Origin of the sequence: uncultured Allobaculum sp., from assembly GCF_948576815.1 — a bacterium.
In the GTDB taxonomy this organism is placed as follows: Bacteria; Bacillota_I; Bacilli_A; order Erysipelotrichales; family Erysipelotrichaceae; genus Allobaculum; species Allobaculum fili.
Genome location: NZ_CAPAEZ010000038.1, coordinates 1914 through 23563 on the forward strand (window position 1 = coordinate 1914; position 21650 = coordinate 23563).

Sequence of the window (21650 nt, forward strand, 5' to 3'; positions counted from 1 at the left end):
CGACATCAGCGCAAAGGCGGCAATGAGCTGCAGAGTCATCTGCCGTACATTCCCGCCGGCAATAACCATGTTCTGCACTTTGACGATCGACATCAGCGCAAAGGCGGCAATGAGCTGCAGAGTCATCTGCCGTACATTCCCGTCGTCCGAAAAAAGCGAAACATACAGCGGGGAAAGCAGAACGAGCAAAGTCGCAAAAAGCAGGGATGCAAAAAACGAATAGCGAATCAGCGACAGGGAATCGTTCCAGGCATTTTCGTACTGGCCTTTTCCCAGTCGCTGACCGATCAGAATGCCGGCAGCCTGCGAAAAGCCGCCAAGAATTCCCATCAGCAGGCTTTGTAAAGGAATCGTCATCGTCATGGCCGCCGACTGGACGGTAGAGGTATGACCATATACCATCGCGTAGACGTTTTCGCCAAGCGACCACAACCCTTCGCAGATCAGCAGAGGCAGAAGGATGCGGCTGATCATGCCCAGATGCGATTTTGAAAAATGAAGATGTACCCAGGGAAGATGCTTTCGAACCATCTTCCAGGCGAGTCCCGCCATCAGCGCCTGCGAGAACAGCGAAGCCCAGGCTGCGCCGACTTCCTGTCCGCCCAGACCAAAAATGAACAGCGCATTGAGTGCGGTGTTGGCGACGATACCTGCCAGGGACGCATGTAACGGGTGCGATGGATAGCCGCAGCAGCGAAGCAGAACCGCATACAGCGTGGTGACGCTCGAAAAAGGGAGCGTCCACACATAAATCGTCAAATAGCGCGAAGCGGCTGCTACTGCATCTGGATCTGGACTGTACAAGCCCATGACGGGGACGGAAGCCGTCAGCGAAAGCAAAATGAAAAGCGCGCTGATCGCCATGGAAAACAGAAAAATCTGTGAGAAGCTTTCTATCATGGCCTGTCGGTTATTCTGCCCTTCGTACTGCGCGCAGAGAATACCGGCTCCAGCGGCAGCTCCGGACAGGATCGCAAGGGCCAGCGACACGAATTTGGCGCCGAATCCGACACCTGCAATGACGGTCTCTCCGGACTGGCCGATCATGATCTGATCGGCGATGGAAAAGCAGCTGACCGCCATCGACTGCAAAGCCGCGGGAACCGCGATTTTCAAAACGGTTCTGAAAAAGTCCTTACGCATACGCCACACTTTTTCGTGCGCAAAGAAAGACGTCGCTCACTTTACGGGAAGGATTTTCGTCCAGAGCTGCAACGGCCAGATGCGCTTTTTGTTCCAGATCCTGCGCAACGGTCGTCAGCGGCGGACACGCATACGCACCCGCATCGATTCCGTCAAACCCAAGAATCGACACGTCCTGCGGGACACGGAGGTTTCGCTGATACAAAAGGGAAGAGAGTTCTAAAGCCTGCCGGTCGCTGACGCAAAAGACTGCTCTGGTGCGGGAAAAGTCATAGTTTCGCAAAAGTTCGTTTCGCGCGTTGTGCGTTGGGGGAATCATCAGAATTTCTGTGTCGATTCCGGTGCTTCGCAGACCGTCGATTCGGTTTTTGTCGTTGCATTCCAGATTGGTTGTCAAAACGAGCACGTGCGAATGACCCATCGCTTTTAAATACTCGCCCGCCAGAACGCCCCCTTTAAAATCATCGGCGCAGACCGAAGAAATTCCCGGCGCAGGAGAAGAGACGTCCATGGCGGTCATCGGAATGTGAAGCATATCCTGCAAAGAGCGGTAATCGCCATCGCAGAAGCCGGCGACAATCAGGCCTTGCATATTCCACATCGAGGCGAATTCCGCCGCTTCCTTCCAGCCTTTGGCGGTTTTGATCAGAAGATCGCAGCCGGCTTTGACGACTTCTTTTTGAAGAAAGGAAATAAACCGGGCATAATACAGGTTCTCAAGGGGAGCCCCTTCGTATTCGGGATGATCGTGAACGATCAGTCCGATCATTTTTGAAGGATTGCGTCCGAGCAGAACTTCCGCACGTTCCGGAAGGTAACCGCTTTTTTTGACCATCTCCAGAACGCGCGCACGGGTTCTGGCCGAGACTTTTCCTTCTTTTCCATTGAGTACATAGGAGACGGCCGCTACAGAAAGCCCGAGAGATTCTGCAATATCCGCCAGTCGAATTTTTTCCATAGCTTCAGTTTAGAAAGTCAAAAAATCAAACTCAAATGTTAAATTGTTAACCTTGCTAATCGAAAAAATTATCGATGTTTTCCTGGCGGTCTGCAGGATCCGTCTGCATTTCCTGCTGGAAATCCGGACCGGCTCAGACGCCGGCGCCAGGGAATGATACACTGAACCTGCAGGCCGTTTTGAAATCCTGAAAAAACGGCTGAACAAATCGTGTTCAAATCGGCTTTCAGCCGATCAGAGAAGAATTCAAGGAGGGGCGTATGATTCGTCACGAAACCTGCGATTATGTATCGAATCTTGGCGCCGGAAAAGGCGTCGCAAAAGTTTTCCATATTCAGACAAAAGAAGATCTCAAAAAAGCCGGACGGCTGTATGCCCGCGTCGTTCTGGATCCGGGCTGCTCCATCGGCTGGCACCAGCACGCTGGGGAAACCGAGCCCTACTATATTTTGAGCGGAGAAGGCACGTTCATCGATAATGATCAGTCCAGAACGCTCGTTCATGCCGGCGACATCTGCTCGATTAAAGACAACCATTTTCATTCGATTGAAAACAACAGCGACAAACCGCTCGAGTTCATGGCGCTGATTTACAATCTTTAAATTATTCAGGTTTTCCCTTTACCTTGCAAAGGTGTGAATTTGTGCGCTGCTGCAATATTGGATTGCGAAGACGATCCGCTCCAGAAACCGGCACCAGGTCAGGACAGCTGCAAGCCAAACAGACAGGCCGGCGGATTTGCAAATTGAGCCTGTCTGCAAAAAAGAAAATCAAAAACCAGGAAAGTATTCACAGTACGTTTTAAGAAAGGAATGAGGCCATGACTGAAGTATATGGACTGACCGATATTGGCAAATCCAGAGATCTGAACGAAGACAGTTTTCTCATCGCCCGCAACCGGCACGGGGCTTTGCTGCTGATGGTCTGCGACGGCATCGGCGGCGCGGTCAGCGGCGAAGTGGCCAGCGCCATGGCCTGCCAGATCGCAAAAGAGCAGTTTAAAAGCGCCCCGCTTTTTGAAAAGGACTATCAGGTCAATGACTGGATTCATAAGACGATGACCAAAGCCAATGACTCGATTTATTCCAAGTCCATGTGGAGCCGCAAAAACCGGGGCATGGGAACCACGGCGTGCGGCGCCATTCTCTGCTCTCAGGGCACGTATATTTTTAACGCGGGCGATTCGCGCATCTATGCGCTGTATGACGACGGCCTGATTCAGATGAGTGAAGACCATTCCTATGTGCAGCGTCTGATCAACGAGCATAAGATCACGCAGCAGGAAGCGATGGAGCACGAAAAGCGAAGCGCGCTAACAAATGCTCTTGGCGTATGGCGCACGTTCCGTCTGGACGTAAACAAAATCGCTTCCGATTACGCGGCCCTTCTTCTTTGTACCGACGGACTGCACGGATACGTTCCGGAAGCCAAAATTTTGCGCACGATGGAATCGCCGCTTTCTCTGGAGCAGAAGGCGAAGCTTCTGATCGGTTTTGCGGATGAAGCCGGCGGATCGGACAACTGTACGGTGATTGTGACCGGACCGGGGGGGCGCTATGCAGGATAAAATCGCAAACCGCTACCGGATCATTCGTCTGATCGGCGAAGGCGGCATGGCGCTGGTTTACCTGGCGTACGACGAAGTGCTCGGCCGGGAAGTGGCAGTGAAAGTTCTTCGTCCGGAACTGGCTGAAGATTCGCAGACGCTGCTGCGCTTTATTCGCGAAGCCTATGCCGCCAGACGTCTCGATCATCTCAATGTGGTGGAAATTTATGACGTTGGCGAAAGCGGCGATCTTCATTATATTGTCATGGAGTACATTCAGGGTTCCACGTTAAAGGAAGTCATCGCTTCGTCCGGAGCCATGCCGGCCAGACGGGCGATTTCCATTATGAAAAAGCTGCTGAGCGCGATTGCGCAGGCGCATCAGCGCAATATCATTCACCGGGATATCAAACCGCAGAACATTCTGGTCAGCCGGGACGGCGAACTGAAGATTTCCGACTTTGGCATTGCCATTTCGGCGGATTCCAAGGATACGCTCTCTTCGCAAAACGCGGTTATGGGTTCGGCGCATTATATTGCTCCCGAAAGCGCGGCCGGCAAAGATGCCGACAAGCGTGTCGATCTGTATTCGTTAGGCATCGTCTTTTTTGAACTGCTCTGCGGAAGCGTCCCCTTTACCGGAACATCCTCCCCAGAAATTGCCCTCAAGCACCTGCAGGATCCGCTTCCGCCGATTCAGCCGTACAATCCAACCGTTACGCAGGCTATTGAAAACATCGTGATCAAGGCGACGGCCAAATCCCCGGACGAACGGTTTCAGAGTGCAGAAGAGTTTCTTTACGCCCTCGATCACTGTTATGATCCGAAAATGCGAAACGTCGCGCCGCTCGTATTAAAGACGAAGTCGCTCGAACTGCCCAAAGCACTGCTTCCAGGCGGTTCATCCAAAGCGGCGCCGGCAAAAGGCGAGCGTGTCGAAATGACACCGAAAACCGGCCGTTCCTCTTTGGCATCGTCAGTCTCTTCTAAATCGGTGCGCAAACCGGTCCGTAAGAAGAAACGAAAACAGATGCTCCGAAAAGCCGGACTGGGCGTTCTAGGCCTGGTCGGGACGATTGCGCTCATTGTGGTCATCTTGATGGCCGTTGGCGTTATGCCGGTGGACGGATGGTTTGGCTGGCACCAGATTCCCAATATTTCGGGTCTGTCCTACGAGGAAGCCATCGCCCTTCTGCATGAGAAAGGGATCAGCGACTCGATGATTACGATCGAAGAAGTCGTCAGCGACAGCTACGAAAAAGGAACAGCGCAGTCGACAAGCCTTCCGGCTGGCTGCTACATTCGCGAACGCGATCATTTAACACTCAGCGTAGTCAAGGGACCGACGTATCTGATTTCGGATTACACGGGTCTGTATCTGGACGACGTCAAGGCGATGTTCGCGCAGGATGGCGTGACGATTCCGATCGAAGTCGAAGAAGTTCCTGCAGCCCAGACCAATCCGGGCATCATTCTTTCACAGTCCGGCTTTGGCGCGGGCGAGCGTATCGATCCGCAGGGAACGGATCCCATTCGCTTTACCGTATCGACGTATCCATCGGTTGTCATCCGCTCCGACTGGATCGGCCGGGATGTCAACGAAATCAAGGATGAGCTCAACGAACTGGGCATTGCGGTCATTCTGAAAAATGTCTACGGATCCTCTGTCGTCAAAAATGTGGATCCGCCGATCGGTTCTACCTATACCCAGGAAGGAAGCAACAGCGTCATTACGCTGTATCACTAACGAGGCCTATGAAACAGGGAAGAATTATTAAAGTCATTTCCAATCAGTACACGATTTACTCGCCCGAGGAAGCGGTTGTCGCCACACCGCGCGGCCGCATGCGCAAAGGCGAAAAGCCGCTGGCCGGCGATATCGTAAATTACGAAACGATCGAAGGATCCGAGCGTATTGACTCCATTTTGCCTAGACGCAACCGTCTGCTTCGCCCGGCGGTTTGCAACGTCGATCAGGCGCTGATTGTCACGAGTCTGAAAGATCCCGATTTTTCGTCCAGACTGCTCAACCGCCTCATTTTTCTCGTTGTCCTCTGCGATATCGAACCGGTCATCTGCATTACCAAGTCCGATCTTTTAACTCCGCAGGAAAAGGAAAAAATCGATCAGGAACTCGAATGGTATCGAAAAGCCGGCTATCGCGTGTTCGTCTCCAATCCGGGCAGCGATGATGAAGAACTCAAGGAACTGCTCAAAGGCCGGATCAGTGTGCTGTGCGGCCAGTCGGGTGCGGGAAAAAGCTCGTTGTTAAACCGTCTGGATCCCACGTTCCATCTGCAGACGCAGGAAATTTCCAAGGCGCTCGGACGCGGCAAGCATACGACCCGCCATTGCGAACTGCATCCGGTTGCCGGCGGCCTCGTCGCGGATACGCCGGGCTTTTCTTCGCTCGACTTCACGCGCATGGATGTTTCCTCGCTGGCCAGCCGTCTGATCGACTTTGCGCCGTATCTGGAAGAAGGCTGCCGCTTTGCGGACTGCATTCATGTGGATGAACCGGACTGCATCATTAAGGAAAATGTCAAAAACGGAAACATCAATCCGACGCTGTATGAAGATTACGCGCTGATCATGAAAGAATTCAAAAACCGAAAGCAGTACTGATTCTCTGGCCAAAACGCATGGAACAGCTGCCTCCGGCTGCACCAGAGAAAACAAAAGCTGGCAGACTTCCTGAAAAGGGAAAATGCCAGCTTTATTTCTGTCTATGCGGTATCCGATCCTTTTCATCGAAACACTTCTACAGGTTCGAGTCTGCCCCTGCAAAACTCCACGCATATGGACAGATCCGCCGCGTATGCAGGAAGAATTGCACATGGACAGAACGATCAGTCTGGCTAGAAAACGAGCAGGCCGTGCTCACTTTTGGATGGGAAAAATCGCTCCATGTGGCGATTGAATCGTTTTTTGTTAATCTAATGGTGCCGGATTCTGTGCTTTGTCTTACAAAAGCCGGAAAAGGGAATCTGGCCAGCTGTTCACAGGGGACAGAGTAAAGGACAAAATTAATGATAAAAGGCTGTATGAACAGCCCGGCATCGGTTTTGTCGGACAGATTAGATAAGGAAGTAAGAAAAATGGCTGAGTTAATTATCGCTCCATCGGTTCTTTCGATGGACTACACAAAAATGCTGGAGCAGGTTCGCGCGCTCGAACGCTCCAGGGCAAAATGGATTCATTACGATGTCATGGACGGACATTTCGTACCGAATCTCTCCTTTGGTCCGGATATTCTCAAGCAGTTTCGCAAATCGACGGATCTCTTTCTTGATGTCCATCTGATGGTCAGCGATCCCGCGTATTTTGCCCGCGTCTTTAAGGACGCCGGGGCGGATCTGATCGTTTTCCATGTCGAAGCACTCGATAACGATCCGAAAAAAGTGTCGGCTCTGCTCAAAGAAATCCACGATATGGGCATCCAGGCCGGCTTTTCGCTCAAGCCGGATACCGATCCCGCCCCTTTCCTGAACCTGGTCAAAGAGGCGGATCTCGTTCTGATCATGTCCGTTTATCCAGGTTATGGAGGCCAGAGCTTTATTCCGGATGTGCTGGAAAAAGTCCGCGCCTTTGACAAAGCGAGAAAAGAACTCAACCCGGCCTGCCGTATTGAAATTGACGGCGGAATCAATGCCGAAACTGCTAAAGAAGCCAAAGCGGCCGGCGTAGATACGCTCGTTGCCGGAAGCTACGTTTTCAAAAACGATATCGAAAGCGCGGTTGAATCCCTGTGTTAAGAAAACACGACACAGCCATTCTGGTGACGCCGCTTGTGCGCGTACTTCCGGATTTTCAGAACTGCGACTGGATCGGCATCGATTCCGGCTATCACATCCTCGTCGAAAAAGGCATCACGCCGCTGTTTGCGATCGGGGATTTTGACAGTGAAGAAGATCTGACGGATGCCAGGACCCAAAAAGCCGCAAATACAGAAGGCTATACGTTTCCTTTCCTGCGCTATCCGGTCGCAAAAAACGAAACCGATTCGGAAATCGCGTTATTAAAAGCCGCAGAAATGGGCTATACGACGATCATTTTGTACGGCGGACTGGAAGGAAGGCTCGATCATACGATCGCCAATCTGCGCTGCATGTGCTGGAAAGTTCCGCAGGCGATCTCTATGGATGCCTGGCATAAAGTCTCTGTACTTTTGCCTGGGGAATATACGATCGATGCAGCCTATCCGCACATTTCCTTTTTTGCGATGGAACCTTCGGTAATCACACTCGACGGTTTTGACTATCCGCTTTCGCACAGGGCGATTGACCAGACCGAATTTTATACGTGCTCCAACTCCATCAGCCATCAGGATTCGGCGCTTGTGATCGTCGAGAAAGGACGGGTTCTCTGTGTCCAGTCAAGAAAATCGTAAGCATCTGCGCCGTCCCAATCCGTCGGAAATCGAAAAAGGATCGCAGGTCGGCGGGTGGCTGCTCGCTCTTGGCCTTTTGGTCATCGGTATTCTCTGCCTGTTCATGCCGGCTTTTCTGTATGAAGCGGTGCTGAACATTTCGATCGTTACGCTGATCGTGTACGGTCTGTTCAATATCGTTCTTTTTCTGATCAGCGGTCGAGCGGGACGAGCCAAAATTGTGTACGGACTGCTGGCTCTGGTCTTTGGCGTACTGATGATGTTTGGTGATCTTCGCCCGGAAAAAATCATGCAGCTCGTCTTTGGCTTTTACTGCGTCGGCATCAGCGTCTGCCTGCTCATTCAGACGTTCATCAATCGGGCCAACGGTTCCCGCGTGCGCTTTTCCATGATTCTGTTTACGATCGCGTATGCGATTCTGGGCTTCTCGCTGATCTTTACCCGCCTGTTTTCCACGCAGGATCTCATTCGAGTTTTCGGCGTCTATTTCTGCCTGCTTTCTGTACGCTTCGCGATCGACCTGTATGACCGCACCAGCGCCACATACCAGTGGAAGCGACGGCTTCACCTTTCATTGCCGACCGTTTTAGCCGCCATTATGCCGGATTTCGCCTTGCGTCAGATCAACACCCGTCTTCAGAGCGGAAAATCCGATCCCGTGCAGCCGGCCAAAAAAGAGGGCCCAGTCAAACTGAAAGCCATGGTCCACATCGGACCGGAAGGCCTGCAGAAAGTCGGCCATTTCAGCTTTTCCTGGAAAGGCATCGTGTATTCCTACGGCAACTACGACAAGGAAAGCGAACGCTTCTTTTCCATGCTGGGAGATGGCGTTTATTTTACCGTTCCGTTTGAACTGTATCTCCCCAACATCATCACGCATGAAAACAATACGATTTTCGAATATTCGATTGAGACAACGCCTGAAGAAGACGAACTGATCGAGCGGGAACTCGAAGATCTCAAAAAGCGCTCCTATCGCTGGTATTCGCCGATCGAACGGCGAGGAAGCCGTCAGCTGGAAGGTCTGGAAGATAACTATCCGTCCCGGCTTCATTTCCACACCGGCGCCAAGTTTTTCAAGATCAAGAACGGCTGCTTTAAAACGTACTGGGTCGCCGGCGAAAACTGTGTTCAGTTTGCGGATGTCATTCTAGGACGGATCGGTTCCGATGTTCTTTCAATGCGCGGAATCGTTACGCCGGGAACGTATTACGACTATCTGGAAAGCGAATATTCCAAGGAACATTCGCCGATCGTCGAGCGAAAAGTCTATTCGCCAAAAGTCGGCGAGCCCGGAATCTGAGTACGTCTTGCGTCGCACGAAGATTCAGATCCGTATCGCAGCTTTATACGTCCGAATGAATCGGCTGTTCTGGCTCAAATCCGCCAGAGCTTTCTTCTTTTCTGAAACAATAAGCCGCCCGTTCTGCGCAGCGTTTATGCAGGACGGGCGGTTTTGTATTGTCTGGCTGGAATGAACTGTTTTTTAGCGCTAGTCAGCAGCTCAGGTATTCATCGCGCCGTCAACAGGAAGGATGGCGCCGGTGATGTAGCTGGCCTGATCACTGGCAAGGAAGACGAACGCTTTGGCAATGTCTTCGGGTTCGCCGATCCGGCGAATCGGAATGGAGCTGATCAATGGATTGATCATGTTTTCCGGCAGGGCCTTGACCATGTCGGTTATGGTGATGCCAGGAGCGACGGCATTGACGCGAATGTTGTATTTGCCGAGTTCACGCGCCAGAGAAATGGTCATGCCGTTTACCGCAAACTTGGAAACCGGATACGCCACACCGGAAGGCTGGCCGTATTTGGAGACCATGGATGAGGTCGTCAGAATGACGCCGTGACCCTGCTCTTTCATGATCAGAGCAGCAGCATGGGAGCATACGTAAGGAGCGACGACATTCAGATCAATAATTTTCTTAAATTTTTCTTCCGTATAGGAAAGGAAAGGCGTGGAGTCGGAAACGCCGGCATTGTTGACGAGAACATCCAGCGAGCCGAATTCCTCCTTGATTTCCTGGAAATCTTTCGCGATGGCGTCTTCATCTACGAGAGATGACCAGCGGCCGGAAACGTTTGGATTATGGTTTAGCTCTTCGAGAGCTTTGTCGACCGTTTCCTTACGGGATCCGTACAGGACGACGGTATAGCCTTCCGCAAGGAAAGCTTCCACGGTCGCAAAACCGATCCCGCGGGTTCCGCCCGTGATAACAGCGACTTTTTGGGACATAAGAGACCTCCTGAATTTGTTTCTATTTTAACCGCTGGGATTCATTTGACAAACTAAAATGGATAAGATAATAAATTCACGATTTATGAAGGGAAAAGTACTCAAAAAGTGACTTTTATCAGGTGAAATCGATCTGCTTCACAGCTTTTGAAAGAGGAGAAAGCGCTGTACGCGAAACGGTTTCCAGAAGAAGCATCCAAAATCCGGAATTTGCGCAAGAGAGAAGCGACAGAACAGAACAATCGGGAAACCGATCAAAATATAACAGTTATCGTTAAAAATAATTATTATTTATTAATAAGATATGATTTGTATATTTCAATAAAAATGAACGAATTGAATCATAAAACGCAAAGAGAGCAAAAATATATTGTGCGTTGGGATTGCGCAGCTTGGCACACTGATTCTGACTGATCGTTTGAAATAGAGAACGATCCAGGAGAGAACATAATGAATAAACGTGATCGTCTTGCCCGATTTTTAACCTGCCTTCTTCCGTGCTCGCTGATTCTGACCGCTCTGCCTGTACAGGCACAGGATCCTGTCGAATCCAGCACGGAACCGGCTCCCGCTCATTCCGATTTTGCAACCCCGGAAGCGGCCCCATCCCAGCCGGCGGTAAAGTATGTTGCTTTTCAGGAAGCCGACGCTTCGGTTCCTGCAGAAAAACCCAGTACGCCAGCCTCAACCCCATCCGGTGAAGCGGAGAGCGGCGCTGATACTGTCGATTCGGGATTGCACTTGCCAACACAGACCTATCCTGCTGTTTCGGACGAAGCCGTCCGGATCGATCTGAATACGCTGCTTTCTTCTCTTACGGATCCGGAGCCCGGCGCCTTGTTTAGCCGTTCGCTTACAGCCGTAGAGGGTGTGACCAGGGCCGTGATTCGCTGGTCGGATTTTTCCGGAACACAGCTTGCGGAAACTGCCCGGGCCGGATACAGCAGCATCTATACAGCCCAGGTCATCCTTGAAATTCAGGATGGCTATGCCGTTTCGGGCGCTGCCATTCCGGCAGGATGGCAGCTTATGGAAGAAAGTGAAAACACCGTAACCCTGACAAAAGTCTTTTCGACTACGCGAAAAGAAAAGCTGACCATTGTTCCGGTTCCGGAAGATATTCATCTTGCCAGCGACTGCCGAACATTCAGCGCTCTGATGAAGTCCACCTACGCGCCGAATCCTGTCGGCAAAGGCCGACGCGAAAGCAACGGTCAGGAAGTAACCATTTACTATACATATTCGTGTCCGGACTACAGTCCGACGCGCGGCGTCGTCAATACGCTGACCTGGACGGCGGAAATTGCGGATCCAGAAGGACTGAATCTGGACGATTTTGAGTGCAATGTCCGCTCATCCGGAACGATCCTCGCCTATAATCCCGAGCTGAAAAATCCAAATCTGGATGCCTATGACAGCTGGCGCGACTACACGATTATTCCTGTCGACATTCGCTCAAGTTTCGTCAATCCTTATAAACTGCCGGTTCAATATTACTGGATCCAGGACGATCAGAACGAAGTCGAACTGAAACGCGGTCTGTTAAGCCTGCAGGGCATCGGCGACTATACGCTCGAAATGCGCTTTGCGGGCAACGATACGTACCGTGCCCAGTCTATAAGAAAGACACTGAAAATCTCGCCGCGGGATGTGTCCCAGCTGGTTACGCCTTCCCGACAGAGCTGGTCGTATGGACAGGAGCCGCAGGCGCTGAATCTGGATATCGCCTACGACCATGACGTCGCCTTTTTAAGCGCCGATGATTTTGCGGAAGGCGCAATTCGCAATAAGAAAACCGGCGAGATTGTCACGCTTTCTTCTTCGCTTCCAGCCGGTGACTACGAACAGGAAATCGTCCTCAAAGACGGAATCGACTGCTATACGCTCGATACCCCGATTACGTATTCTTTTACCGTGACCAAAGCCAGCCCCGTCTGGAGTCAGCCTTCGAGTCATCACATCGCCCTGAACAACCGGTATCCGATCGATGTCAGGTGTAATGGCGACGGAGAATATACCTATTCGAGTTCCAATCCCGAAGTGATCCGACTCGAAAGCGATGCCGGAAAGACGTACATGGTCGGGCAGAAATACGGATCCTCCGCCATTACCGTATCGGTCAGTGAAACGGAAAACTATCTGGCCGGATCCGTTTCTTTCGACATGAAGGCAGGCTATATCGAACCGGCATGGCCGTATTTGCCGGATTCGATTTCCGTTACGTATGGAGACGGCAGTTATCTGCTCAATCCGTACTGTACCTCCTCAGGAAAAACGAGCTGGCGGGTTCTTCCCAGTGACAGCAGCGCGGTTTCCATTGATGAAACGGGCCGCGTGTCGATTCATCATGCCGGAAAGGCGGTCCTGGAATTTACAAGCGAAGCGAGCGGCGATTATTCGGCATCCAGAGTTCTTGTCGAAATCGAAGTGAAGCCGAAATCTATTGCGGTAGCCGCTGAGGATAAAACGAAAACGTATGGAGATCCCAATCCGGAACTGACCTGGACTGCTTCGGATCTGGTGGAAGGCGATACGCTGAGCGGCATAACCGTCTCCGCAAACACCGATCCGGATGCCGGCATGACGGACATTCTGGTGAAAGTCGATCGAGCGGCCAACCCCGACTATTCCATCACGACAATGAATGGCAAGATGCATGTCGAGCGGTGCGTTCTGGACTTTAAATGGTCGAATGCGGAGCGGATTTACAACGGGCAGGAACAGCTGCCCGACTATGAAGTCCTCAATGTTATTGAGAAAGATCGAGATACCCTGGGACTTCATTTAAACGGTGCAGAGAAGAATGCGGGAAAGGACTATCTGGCCTATTTTGATACGCTCGAAAATCCGAACTATAGACTGGATTCCGGTCAGAGTTTCTGTTTTTATTCCATTGCCAGACGACCTGTGAAAATCCAGGTGAAGAATCGTTCAAAAACGTATGGCGATCTGGAACCCGATCTGAACCAGGCTCTGGTCATCGCGGATCCGCTTTTTAGCCAGGAATTCGAGTATGTGATTCTTGTTGAACGCGAACCCGGTGAAAATGCGGGAACGTATGCGATGCATGTCGATTTGCCCGAAGGCCTGGAAAACTATGAGCTGTCCGCAGAAGAAAACGCCGTTTTCACCATTGAACCCAAAGACGTTCGTTGCCAATGGTCTGCAGATCCTCTCGTTTATTCCGGAAAGGCGCAGGCTCCCAAAGTGCGTCTTGACGGTGTCCTGGAGACGGACACGTGTGAAGCCATTGTGGACGGTCAGCACATTCATGCCGGAGCGGGATATACAGTCCGCATTACTGGACTGACGAACGCCAACTACAGACTGGCGGATGAAGGAAGGATGGAGTATTCCATTTCACCAAAGCCGGCGATCCTGAAAGCGAAGGATGCATCCAAAGTATATGGGGAAGCGGATCCGCAGTTTGATTTCCAGGCAGAAGGACTGATCGAAGGCGATACGCCAGGGGCTATTGTCTGGACGCGAACGCCCGGCGAAACGGTCGGAGACTATGTGCTGTCTCCTTCAGCCAGCGATCAGACGAACCGCGATTACGCGTTTGTCCTGCAGCCCGGTACGCTAACCATCACGCCAAGAACGGTGCAGGTCACCTGGCCGAACACCGATTTGATTTATAATGGCAAACCGCAATATCCGCAGGCTGTTCTTAGCAATCTGGTCGAAAACGATGACTGCAAAGCCGCCGTTCTGGGCGCACAGACCGATGCCGGCAGCTATGAAGCGCAGATTTCCGCTCTGAGCAATCCCAACTATGTTCTGGAAGAAACGCAAAAATCCACAGCCTTTGAAATCCAGCCCGCCGCTGTACATCTGAGCGTTAACGATACCAGCAAGATATTTGGCGAGAAGGATCCGCAGTTTGAAGCGGAAATGAGCGGCTGGTTTGAAGAGGAAAAGCCGAAGATCGTATTCACGCGAGAAGAAGGCGAAAACGCGGGAGAATACGCGGTGTCCGCAAATGTGGAGGCTCTTTCGGACAACTATCGTCTGGAAGCAGAACAGGGAACGCTGACCATCGAGCCGCGATCCATTGAAGAATTTTCTGCAACTCTCAAGGATCTGCTGCGAGAAAACGGAACGGAACTCGAACAGACGCTTGAAGATCTGATCTATACAGCGCAGGACGGCAAAGAATATCTCGTTACGCTGGAGTTAAAGGACCATATCCAAAGCGCCGGCGGCGCCTATGTCCTGACCATTCAGGGTACGCAGAACTTTACCGGCGAACTGAAGCAGAGCTTTGTCGTTCTTCCCGCTAACGGTCCGACTTTCGATCGAACGGAGGATGCAGCCGCCCAGATCGGACAGGGAAAGCTCCTTCTGGAGACGAAAACCGATCCCGCGCTTCCTGCCTTCACCCTGTCTGCCCTGCATGAGGATATTTTGAATGTTCTTGCTGATCGCGGAGAACTCAGCGCGATGGAAATGGCGGCTATTGCGGACGGACAGGATCAGACGATTACGCTGCATATTCAGGATCGAAGCGCAGATCTCGCTGAGAAAGTTCCGGATTTGTCGAATCCAGATGCAGAGGAGCATGCACTTGCTTTCTCTCTTGCGCTCGAACATCCCTTTGGATCGAATGGCCAGAACGCTAAATCGACAGGCTGTTCTGTGCCTGCACAAATGCGTCTTCCTGAAGAGATGCGAAAAGAAGGCACGGAGCTTCGTCTTTTCGCTCTTTCAAACGGCACATGGACACCGATCGACTTTACACGCTCTGCGGACGGATCTTCTATTTCCTTTGGGCTTGAAGAGAGAAGAGACTGCCTGCTCACAAGCCGCCTGGAAGAAGAAAATGCTCCAGACCCCGAACAGCCAGAACAGCCGGAAGATCCGAAAAACGACAAAACGAACGATCCCAAAACGGATCCGAAAGACGATTCCAAGGCGGCAAACACACCAGATACGGCCGCATCGCTTCTTCCAACATTTGGCGCATCCGTGATCAGCGCCGGCGCTGCGCTGCTCGCCCTTTTCGGACTGCATCGCAAAAACAGAAAAGATCGTAAAGATCAAAAAGGTAAATAACGCCGTTTTGATCCAGACTGGACAGAATGTCGGACCAAGCGATCTGGCTTTCTCCGTGCAGTTTGGAAGGATGAAACAGGCATTCCATGAAAAGAGGCATCCCAACGAGGATTTTTCCTCTCTGGAATGCCTTTTCTGCTTTTTATTGCTTCATCGGAAACCGTCAGCAAAGCACAAAAAAAGACCGCTTGGCGGCCTCTCTTGCATGTAATCAGTATTCGATTAGGATGTTACAGTCCACAGGAAGAGCAGGAATTAGATGGTACCCTGTTTCTTCATGGTTCTGAGTGTTCTGGCAGCAACCCGAATTGTTTTTGGTTCACCGTCCACCATGACAGTTGCTTTCTGCAGGTTTACGTTCCATTTGCGGCGGGAAGCTCTCATGGAGTGAGAACGTTTGTTTCCGGACATAGGTCCTTTACCAGAGATTGCACACTTTCTAGACATCTTGATCCCTCCTTCTCCAGTCTTGACTGTCCAAACAGTCGTTAAAGATAGTAACATTCAACCCATACAAATTCAAGTCTTCAAAAATAAAGTACAAAGACGAATCTGGCGGGGCCTTTTCCATTCGGCAAGCCGAGCAATGAGAAGGCCTGAATCAGGGGAATTTCTACCAAACGCTGTACATTGTACAGGGAATTGAAAACAAGTTCAAAAGGGAAGAATGAAAGATCGCAAATTTCCTTTAAAGTACGCCAGATTTCGACGATCCGCTCCATACGCACTCATAGCTGCCTTCTTCCGAAAATCCGATCTCATCTGCGCGCTTTGCGGCTAAGATAAAGGTATGAAAACCAATACACAAAACTCATGCGAACTCGATGAAAACGCCATGGATTCCACGGACAGAATCAGAGAAAAATCCGGCAATACAATATGCATTCAGGCCGGCGTTGCCCATAGGGAACTTTCGCTTCCGATCGACACGCCGCTGGCCGGCTATGGAAAGACGCGAAGTGCGAAAGGCAGTCATGATCCGCTCATGGCTTCAATCATGGTTTTAAACCAGATGGAGGAAGTGATCGTGATTGCCAGTCTGGACGTCCTGGCTGTGGATCATCTGCTGATCGAAGCCATCCAGGCAGCGCTCGATGCCCAGAACTTTCCGGCGCGTACGCTGATCGTACATGCGATCCATACCCATTCCGCCATGGGCGGCCTTTTAGAAACCCGATCCGGAATATTGAAGCAGGCGCAGTATTTTGCCTGCAAGACCGACGAAAAGACGATTGAAGCCGTCGCACAAAGCGTAGGCGCAGCCATCCTGGATGCCTGGAATACGATGAAAGATGGACGCATTTTGCACGTGCAGTCCGGGTATTCGCTCTGTAAAGGCCTTGGCAGCAATCGTACCGATCCGAGTTTGCCTGGTAACGATGCGCTTTACGCCCTTCAGATCGAGACGGATGCGCAAAAGGCTCTGCTTGTTTTCTTTGCCTGTCATCCGACGGTTCTGAACGCTTCCAATGTATATGGATCGGCTGATTTTTATGGAGCCGCGCGCAAGCATCTGAAAGAAGCCGGGTATGATCAGGTTCTTTTCTTTAACGGGGCCTGCGGCGATATTTCCACGCGCTATACCCGCAAAGCATCCAGTTTTGACGAAGCCGATCGTCTGGGATCCATTCTGGCAAGCGCTGTTTTGGGCTTGAGCTGGAACGAACAGCCTGTAAAACCCATTGAGGTCTTTGAAAAAACATATGTTCTTCAAAGCGCCCGCCCAAAACCAGTACAGGAAGCGCAAAGACGGCTGGAAGCCAGTCAGAACCATCTGAACGAACTGGAACAGGCCAGCGTTGCAGGAAACCCGCTGGATCCGCTGACTTTACGGCTTGCCGCCGTCAAACGGGATGCTGATCAGGCACGCTGTATTTACGCCATAAGCTATGACGGCGTACCCAAGCGAGAAATGAATGTAACGTTTGTGCGCTGGGATGCGCAGACGTTTGTCGGGCTGCCCTGCGAAATCTTCTCGTCGCTCATTTCGCCTTTTGATTCAAAGCGTGTTCACTTTGTTTCCTGTACGAACGGCTATCAGCTGTATTTAACGGATGAAAAAGCCTGGGATGATGAAGACTATGAAGCCTGCTGCTCCTTGTTTGCCCGCTCGCAGGGCGAACAGCTGATGGATCAGATCCAGAAAACGATGGCTTCAAAGAAGCGGGAATAGTCGTACGCAGAATAGGGAAATCCCGTTTTTCCTGCGTTTTCCCAATCATGGTATAATTCATGCGATCTGCCCGCCTGCGTCCTTTTTTGGTACGCAAATCCGGCAGAAGCAGGCTGCTCATCTATTTTTCCCGGCTGCTTTTCTGGTGTTTTTTGCGATCAGAATCCGGCCGTCCGGCGTATGTGAACAGCCTCGATCGGTATTGAAAATGGAATTGAAACGGGATTTCGACCCGCTGTATCCTCTATCTTTTTTCTTTCGCATAGAAAAACGGCTTTTTGTGCCGTAATTCTGAACGGGTGTCCTAAACGATCAACGCATCCCTTTGGAAATGGATTTGCGCTGCCGGAAGAAGAAACACAGATCGAGGTCGATACCCTTATACAAATAAGAGAGGCGAAATTTCATGTTATCTATGTTTAACGGGTTGCCCAGTACTCCGGGGCTTCTGACGATGGTCATCCTGTCTGGAATTGCGGGGCTGTGTCTGATGCTGGCGTGCATGCCGGCGCTGATTCGCTATTTACGCAAGCTCAAATACGGCCAGACGGAGCGAGAGGAAGGACTGGAAAGTCATAAAGCCAAATCGGGAACCCCGACGATGGGCGGAATCGCCTTTGTTCTCATTCCTGTTCTCGTCTACCTTGTGTATTACGCTTTCTTCCGGCCGTTTGGCTGGACGATCAACACAGCCATTGTTCTGCTGGCGTATGTCGGCTATGGTCTGATCGGTTTTGCGGATGATTATCTGATCGTCGTTCAGCACTCCAACATCGGTTTAAAACCAAAACTGAAGTTTGGTCTGCAGTCGATTCTCGCGCTCGTTCTGATCGCGCTCTATCTTATGTACAATGAGCCGGCCTTCTATTTGCACAACCTGTCCTTTGCGGTTCTTCCCACCTGGCTGTTTGTGATCATCGCTTTTTTCATGTTTACCGGCACGACCAACGCAGTCAACCTGTCGGATGGCGTAGACGGCCTTTGCGCAGGCCTTTGCATTGCTGCTTTCATTCCGTTTCTCTGCTTTGCGGTGTGGATGAACGATCTGAATACCGCTCTGATTCTGTTTCTGGTCATCTGCGCCCTGATCGGCTATCTGTTTTTCAATATTCATCCGGCCAAAGTGTTCATGGGCGACACGGGCTCCCTGGCTCTTGGCGGTCTGCTTGCCGCAGCGGCTATGGTTACCCAGACGGAATTGTATTTGTTGATTGCAGGTATCGTCTTCATTGCGGAAGCGCTCTCGGATATCATTCAGGTCACCTATTATAAAAAGACCAGAAAGCGCATCTTCCTGATGGCGCCGCTTCACCATCATTTTGAAAAGAAGGGCTGGAGTGAGATGAAAGTCTGCTACGTGTTCTGGGGCTGCGGCATGGTCGCCGGCGCGCTTTCCATCCTGCTGGCTATTCTTCATTAATTCCCGTTGATTCATTTGCCTGGTTCGAAAAGGAATCAGGCCTTTTTCATGCCATTCAAATCTCTAACCAGCGAAACAGCGAAACGCCTCTATATATCGCCGAATCTGGTCGGATTGATTCTTTTGAAACTCGGCGAAAAGCTTTAGAGTTTCGCGTATGGCGCACAAAAGCGATACAATCAAAACCGAATTAAACGAATTTAGATATTGAAGTTTTAGATTTTTGCCTGAATACCGTAAAGGCCAGCTTGCCTTCACCTCGTAAAGCGAGAGCTAGATGCAGCATGAGCAATACGGTCTGGAGCAAAACGAATACAAAGAGAGACCAGTCTCTTTGGAAAAGCAGAAGAAAATCGGCCGAAACGAAAGCCTGGCCGATGCGTAAAGGAGAAAAGCATGGCAGCACCTGTCCTTGTCATTGGCGCCGCCCGTTCGGGCATAGCCGGCGCTCGGTTACTGAACCAAAACGGATACGATGTGATCCTCACGGATATGAAGGAAGTTCCTGAAAAGAACGAACTCGAACAGGAGGGGATCCGCGTCTACGACGGCGGTCATCCTGAATTTCTGAAAAATACAGACTATCTTTTCGTCGTGAAAAATCCGGGTATCCCGTATCGAGCACCGCTGGTGAAGTATTTTGTCGAAGCCGGCGTACCGGTCTATACCGAAATCGAAACTGCGTATCGCATCGCAAAAAACTTTGAATACGCGGCGGTAACGGGAACGGACGGCAAGACGACGATTACGACCATTCTTTACGAAATGCTGAAAAAGGCCGATCCGAACGCGCGTGCGGCTGGAAACATCGGTATTCCGCTTTCTGAATGTGCTCTCGAACTGAAGGACAAACCCGCAAAAATCGCACTGGAACTGAGCAACTTCCAGCTGCTGGGCATCGATACGTTCCGTCCGCACGTATCGGTCGTTTCCAATCTGGCGCCGGACCATCTCGATTACATGGACAGTCTGGACGCGTACTACGCTTCCAAATTCCGCATTTACGAAAACTGCACGATGGACGATTATTTCATCCGTAACATCGATGATGAAACGATCATGCAGTATGCCAGAAACATTCCCTGTCAGGTGATTGATTTTTCGCTTACGAATCCCGATGCGGATCTCTGTGTAAAAGACGGGGAAGTCTGTCTTCAGGGCACCCGGCTGTTTACCGCGGCTGATCTCAAACTGGTCGGCGATTTCAACCTGGGCAATGCGATGATGGCCGCTGCCATGGCTTATTTGATGGGCGTGAAGCAGGAAGATATTGAAGACGTCATCCAGACATTCAAAGGCGTTGAACACCGTATTGAATATGTAGATACACTCAATGGCGTTCGCATTTATAACGACTCCAAGGCGACCAATACCCATTCCGCTATCGCGGCGCTCTCCAGTTTTAAAGGCGGCGTTCATCTGCTTGCAGGCGGCAAGGACAAGGGAATCGACTACTCCGTTTTAAAGGAATACGATCCGGTGATCGCGAAGTGCTACGCCTTTGGACAGATCGGACCGAAGTTCCCGGATATTTTCTCAAACACCGTAGTACTGGAAACGATGGAAGAAGCACTCGATGCGGCACTGGCGAATGCCAGAGAAGGTGAAGTCATTCTGCTCTGTCCGGCGACTTCCTCATTTGATCAGTTCAAAAGCTACGAGCAGCGCGGAGATATTTTCAAGGAACTCGTTGCGCAGCGCGTAAATTCGCAGAAGTAGAGGGATCCCGCAACGGTAAGGGAAATACGCATCCATATTGTCTTTCTATTTTGAAAAACCAATTTCGCATGAAAAGAGGGAAAGAAATTTTCCAAAAATAACACGAATGGATTTATTCACCTTTACCTAAAGGATTGAAAGAGTTTTCATAATCCTTTAAGATGTATGAAACAGGATCACACCTCTTGATCTGAAGGAGAAAATCTATGACGAGTGTTGTTTTGAAGACGGAAGCGCAGAAGACGCTGGTCTGCGACAGCATGGAAATTTCGCTCACGATTAAGTGCGAAGGGCTTTCCATGCAGGCCAGTCTGCACCGTCTGCAGGAGTGCAGCGATCAGCTGATGGCTTCTATGGAGAACGCAGGCATTGATCCGAATTCATTCAGCCTATGCGATATCGATTCAGCCGCCCAGGATAATCCGCCGAAACAGCGGGCGATGGCGAAGCTGAAAGTACGCGGGCGATTTGATCATGAACAGCTCTGCCGCCTGTGGCAAATCATCACAGCCGCTTCCTTCCCGGTCGAAATCTCTCTGTCCTTTTCCTGCGATAAAACCGAAGAGACGTTTGCGGCGCTCGAAGACGAAGCACTGCGTATGGCGTCAAAACGGGCATCCGCGATGGGGGCACAGCTTGGGGAAGCGAACGTATCCTGTCGTGAGATTGAATTTGAACGCGCCGAAGACGGTGCCGGTAACGGCGGCCTGATCGCGTGCGAGGCCAAACCGGCTGAAGAAATTGTCAGCGGGTATCTGGCTTTTGCGGCCAGACCGTACAAGACGCTCTGCGTCAAAGCGCAAAGCCGCTGGGAACTCAACAACGAATAAACTATGCAAAAGCCTCCCCAGGGATCGCTTTTGCCAGAATAGAACAGAAATTCAGGGACTCTAGCCAGATCAGGCTGGAGTCCTTTTTTCATTGGCGCTTAGAAGCCGTTCCGCTCAAGAAAGGATTGTAAGTGTCAAACAATCGACGGGTATACGCGAGACTGAATATTAGATACGCTA

General features: G+C 51.0%; 17 protein-coding genes. 13 read left to right on the forward strand and 4 right to left on the reverse strand.

The genetic code is table 11. The annotated features are described in order from the left end of the window. Positions 1–1143: MATE family efflux transporter (locus Q2J39_RS06575; RefSeq protein WP_300968013.1), on the reverse strand; the 1143-nt coding region annotated here is incomplete at its 3' end. After that, entirely contained in the window at positions 1136–2101 is a 966-nt protein-coding gene (locus Q2J39_RS06580) for a LacI family DNA-binding transcriptional regulator (protein ID WP_288339596.1), read from the reverse strand. The genes Q2J39_RS06575 and Q2J39_RS06580, both read right to left, overlap by 8 nt. A gap of 260 nt (positions 2102–2361) precedes the next feature. On the opposite strand from Q2J39_RS06580, the gene Q2J39_RS06585 reads away from it, so the two are divergent. The 7 genes from Q2J39_RS06585 to Q2J39_RS06615 all read left to right on the forward strand — a co-directional run bounded on the left by Q2J39_RS06585 (position 2362) and on the right by Q2J39_RS06615 (position 9340). Continuing rightward, positions 2362–2703, forward strand: coding sequence for a cupin domain-containing protein (locus Q2J39_RS06585; RefSeq protein WP_288339594.1), 342 nt, complete (start codon positions 2362–2364; stop codon positions 2701–2703). Positions 2704–2921: 218 nt separating this feature from the next. Continuing rightward, positions 2922–3668, forward strand: a complete 747-nt coding sequence (locus Q2J39_RS06590) for a protein phosphatase 2C domain-containing protein (RefSeq protein ID WP_230267707.1) — start codon at positions 2922–2924, stop codon at positions 3666–3668. After that, positions 3658–5394 carry a Stk1 family PASTA domain-containing Ser/Thr kinase gene (gene pknB / locus Q2J39_RS06595; RefSeq protein WP_230267706.1) on the forward strand — a complete coding sequence of 579 codons (1737 nt, stop codon included), beginning with the start codon at positions 3658–3660 and terminating at the stop codon, positions 5392–5394. The genes Q2J39_RS06590 and pknB overlap by 11 nt, the downstream gene beginning before the upstream one ends. 8 nt (positions 5395–5402) lie before the next feature. Further along, entirely contained in the window at positions 5403–6272 is an 870-nt protein-coding gene (gene rsgA / locus Q2J39_RS06600) for a ribosome small subunit-dependent GTPase A (protein WP_230267705.1), read from the forward strand. Positions 6273–6745: 473 nt separating this feature from the next. Then, complete coding sequence (gene rpe / locus Q2J39_RS06605; RefSeq protein ID WP_230267704.1) at positions 6746–7402, forward strand: ribulose-phosphate 3-epimerase; 657 nt, start codon at positions 6746–6748, stop codon at positions 7400–7402. Continuing rightward, a complete protein-coding gene (locus Q2J39_RS06610; protein WP_288339590.1) occupies positions 7396–8037 on the forward strand; it encodes a thiamine diphosphokinase in 642 nt (213 codons plus the stop codon). Before rpe ends, Q2J39_RS06610 begins: the two co-directional genes overlap by 7 nt. Then, complete coding sequence (locus Q2J39_RS06615; RefSeq protein WP_230267702.1) at positions 8015–9340, forward strand: DUF308 domain-containing protein; 1326 nt, start codon at positions 8015–8017, stop codon at positions 9338–9340. Before Q2J39_RS06610 ends, Q2J39_RS06615 begins: the two co-directional genes overlap by 23 nt. Positions 9341–9541: 201 nt before the next feature. On the opposite strand, the gene Q2J39_RS06620 is transcribed toward Q2J39_RS06615, so the two are convergent. After that, on the reverse strand, positions 9542–10273 hold the full coding sequence (locus tag Q2J39_RS06620) for an SDR family NAD(P)-dependent oxidoreductase (RefSeq protein WP_288339587.1): 732 nt from the start codon (positions 10271–10273) through the stop codon (positions 9542–9544). A 147-nt stretch (positions 10274–10420) separates the two neighbouring features. Between Q2J39_RS06620 and Q2J39_RS06625 the strand changes: the two genes are divergently transcribed. Together Q2J39_RS06625 and Q2J39_RS06630 are read left to right on the forward strand one after the other, a co-directional pair. Further along, positions 10421–10687 (forward strand): hypothetical protein, encoded by a 267-nt coding sequence (locus Q2J39_RS06625; protein WP_288339585.1) that lies wholly within the window; start codon positions 10421–10423, stop codon positions 10685–10687. 36 nt (positions 10688–10723) lie between these two features. After that, the gene (locus Q2J39_RS06630; protein ID WP_288339583.1) at positions 10724–15328 is read left to right on the forward strand and encodes an MBG domain-containing protein; all 4605 of its coding nucleotides are present in this window, start codon (positions 10724–10726) and stop codon (positions 15326–15328) included. Between the two features lie 255 nt (positions 15329–15583). On the opposite strand, the gene rpmB is transcribed toward Q2J39_RS06630, so the two are convergent. Further along, positions 15584–15775, reverse strand: coding sequence for a 50S ribosomal protein L28 (gene rpmB, locus Q2J39_RS06635; protein ID WP_230267695.1), 192 nt, complete (start codon positions 15773–15775; stop codon positions 15584–15586). Between the two features lie 343 nt (positions 15776–16118). Between rpmB and Q2J39_RS06640 the strand changes: the two genes are divergently transcribed. The 4 genes from Q2J39_RS06640 (at position 16119) to Q2J39_RS06655 (ending at position 21470) form a co-directional block, all read left to right on the forward strand. Then, the gene (locus Q2J39_RS06640) at positions 16119–17501 is read left to right on the forward strand and encodes a neutral/alkaline non-lysosomal ceramidase N-terminal domain-containing protein (protein ID WP_230267694.1); all 1383 of its coding nucleotides are present in this window, start codon (positions 16119–16121) and stop codon (positions 17499–17501) included. A gap of 406 nt (positions 17502–17907) precedes the next feature. Next, on the forward strand, positions 17908–18921 hold the full coding sequence (gene mraY, locus Q2J39_RS06645) for a phospho-N-acetylmuramoyl-pentapeptide-transferase (protein ID WP_288339580.1): 1014 nt from the start codon (positions 17908–17910) through the stop codon (positions 18919–18921). A 396-nt stretch (positions 18922–19317) separates the two neighbouring features. Further along, on the forward strand, positions 19318–20640 hold the full coding sequence (murD, locus tag Q2J39_RS06650; RefSeq protein WP_288339578.1) for a UDP-N-acetylmuramoyl-L-alanine--D-glutamate ligase: 1323 nt from the start codon (positions 19318–19320) through the stop codon (positions 20638–20640). A 206-nt stretch (positions 20641–20846) separates the two neighbouring features. Further along, positions 20847–21470: an SIMPL domain-containing protein gene (locus tag Q2J39_RS06655; protein WP_288339576.1), complete on the forward strand. Its 624-nt coding sequence runs from the start codon at positions 20847–20849 to the stop codon at positions 21468–21470. Positions 21471–21650 lie beyond the last annotated feature (180 nt).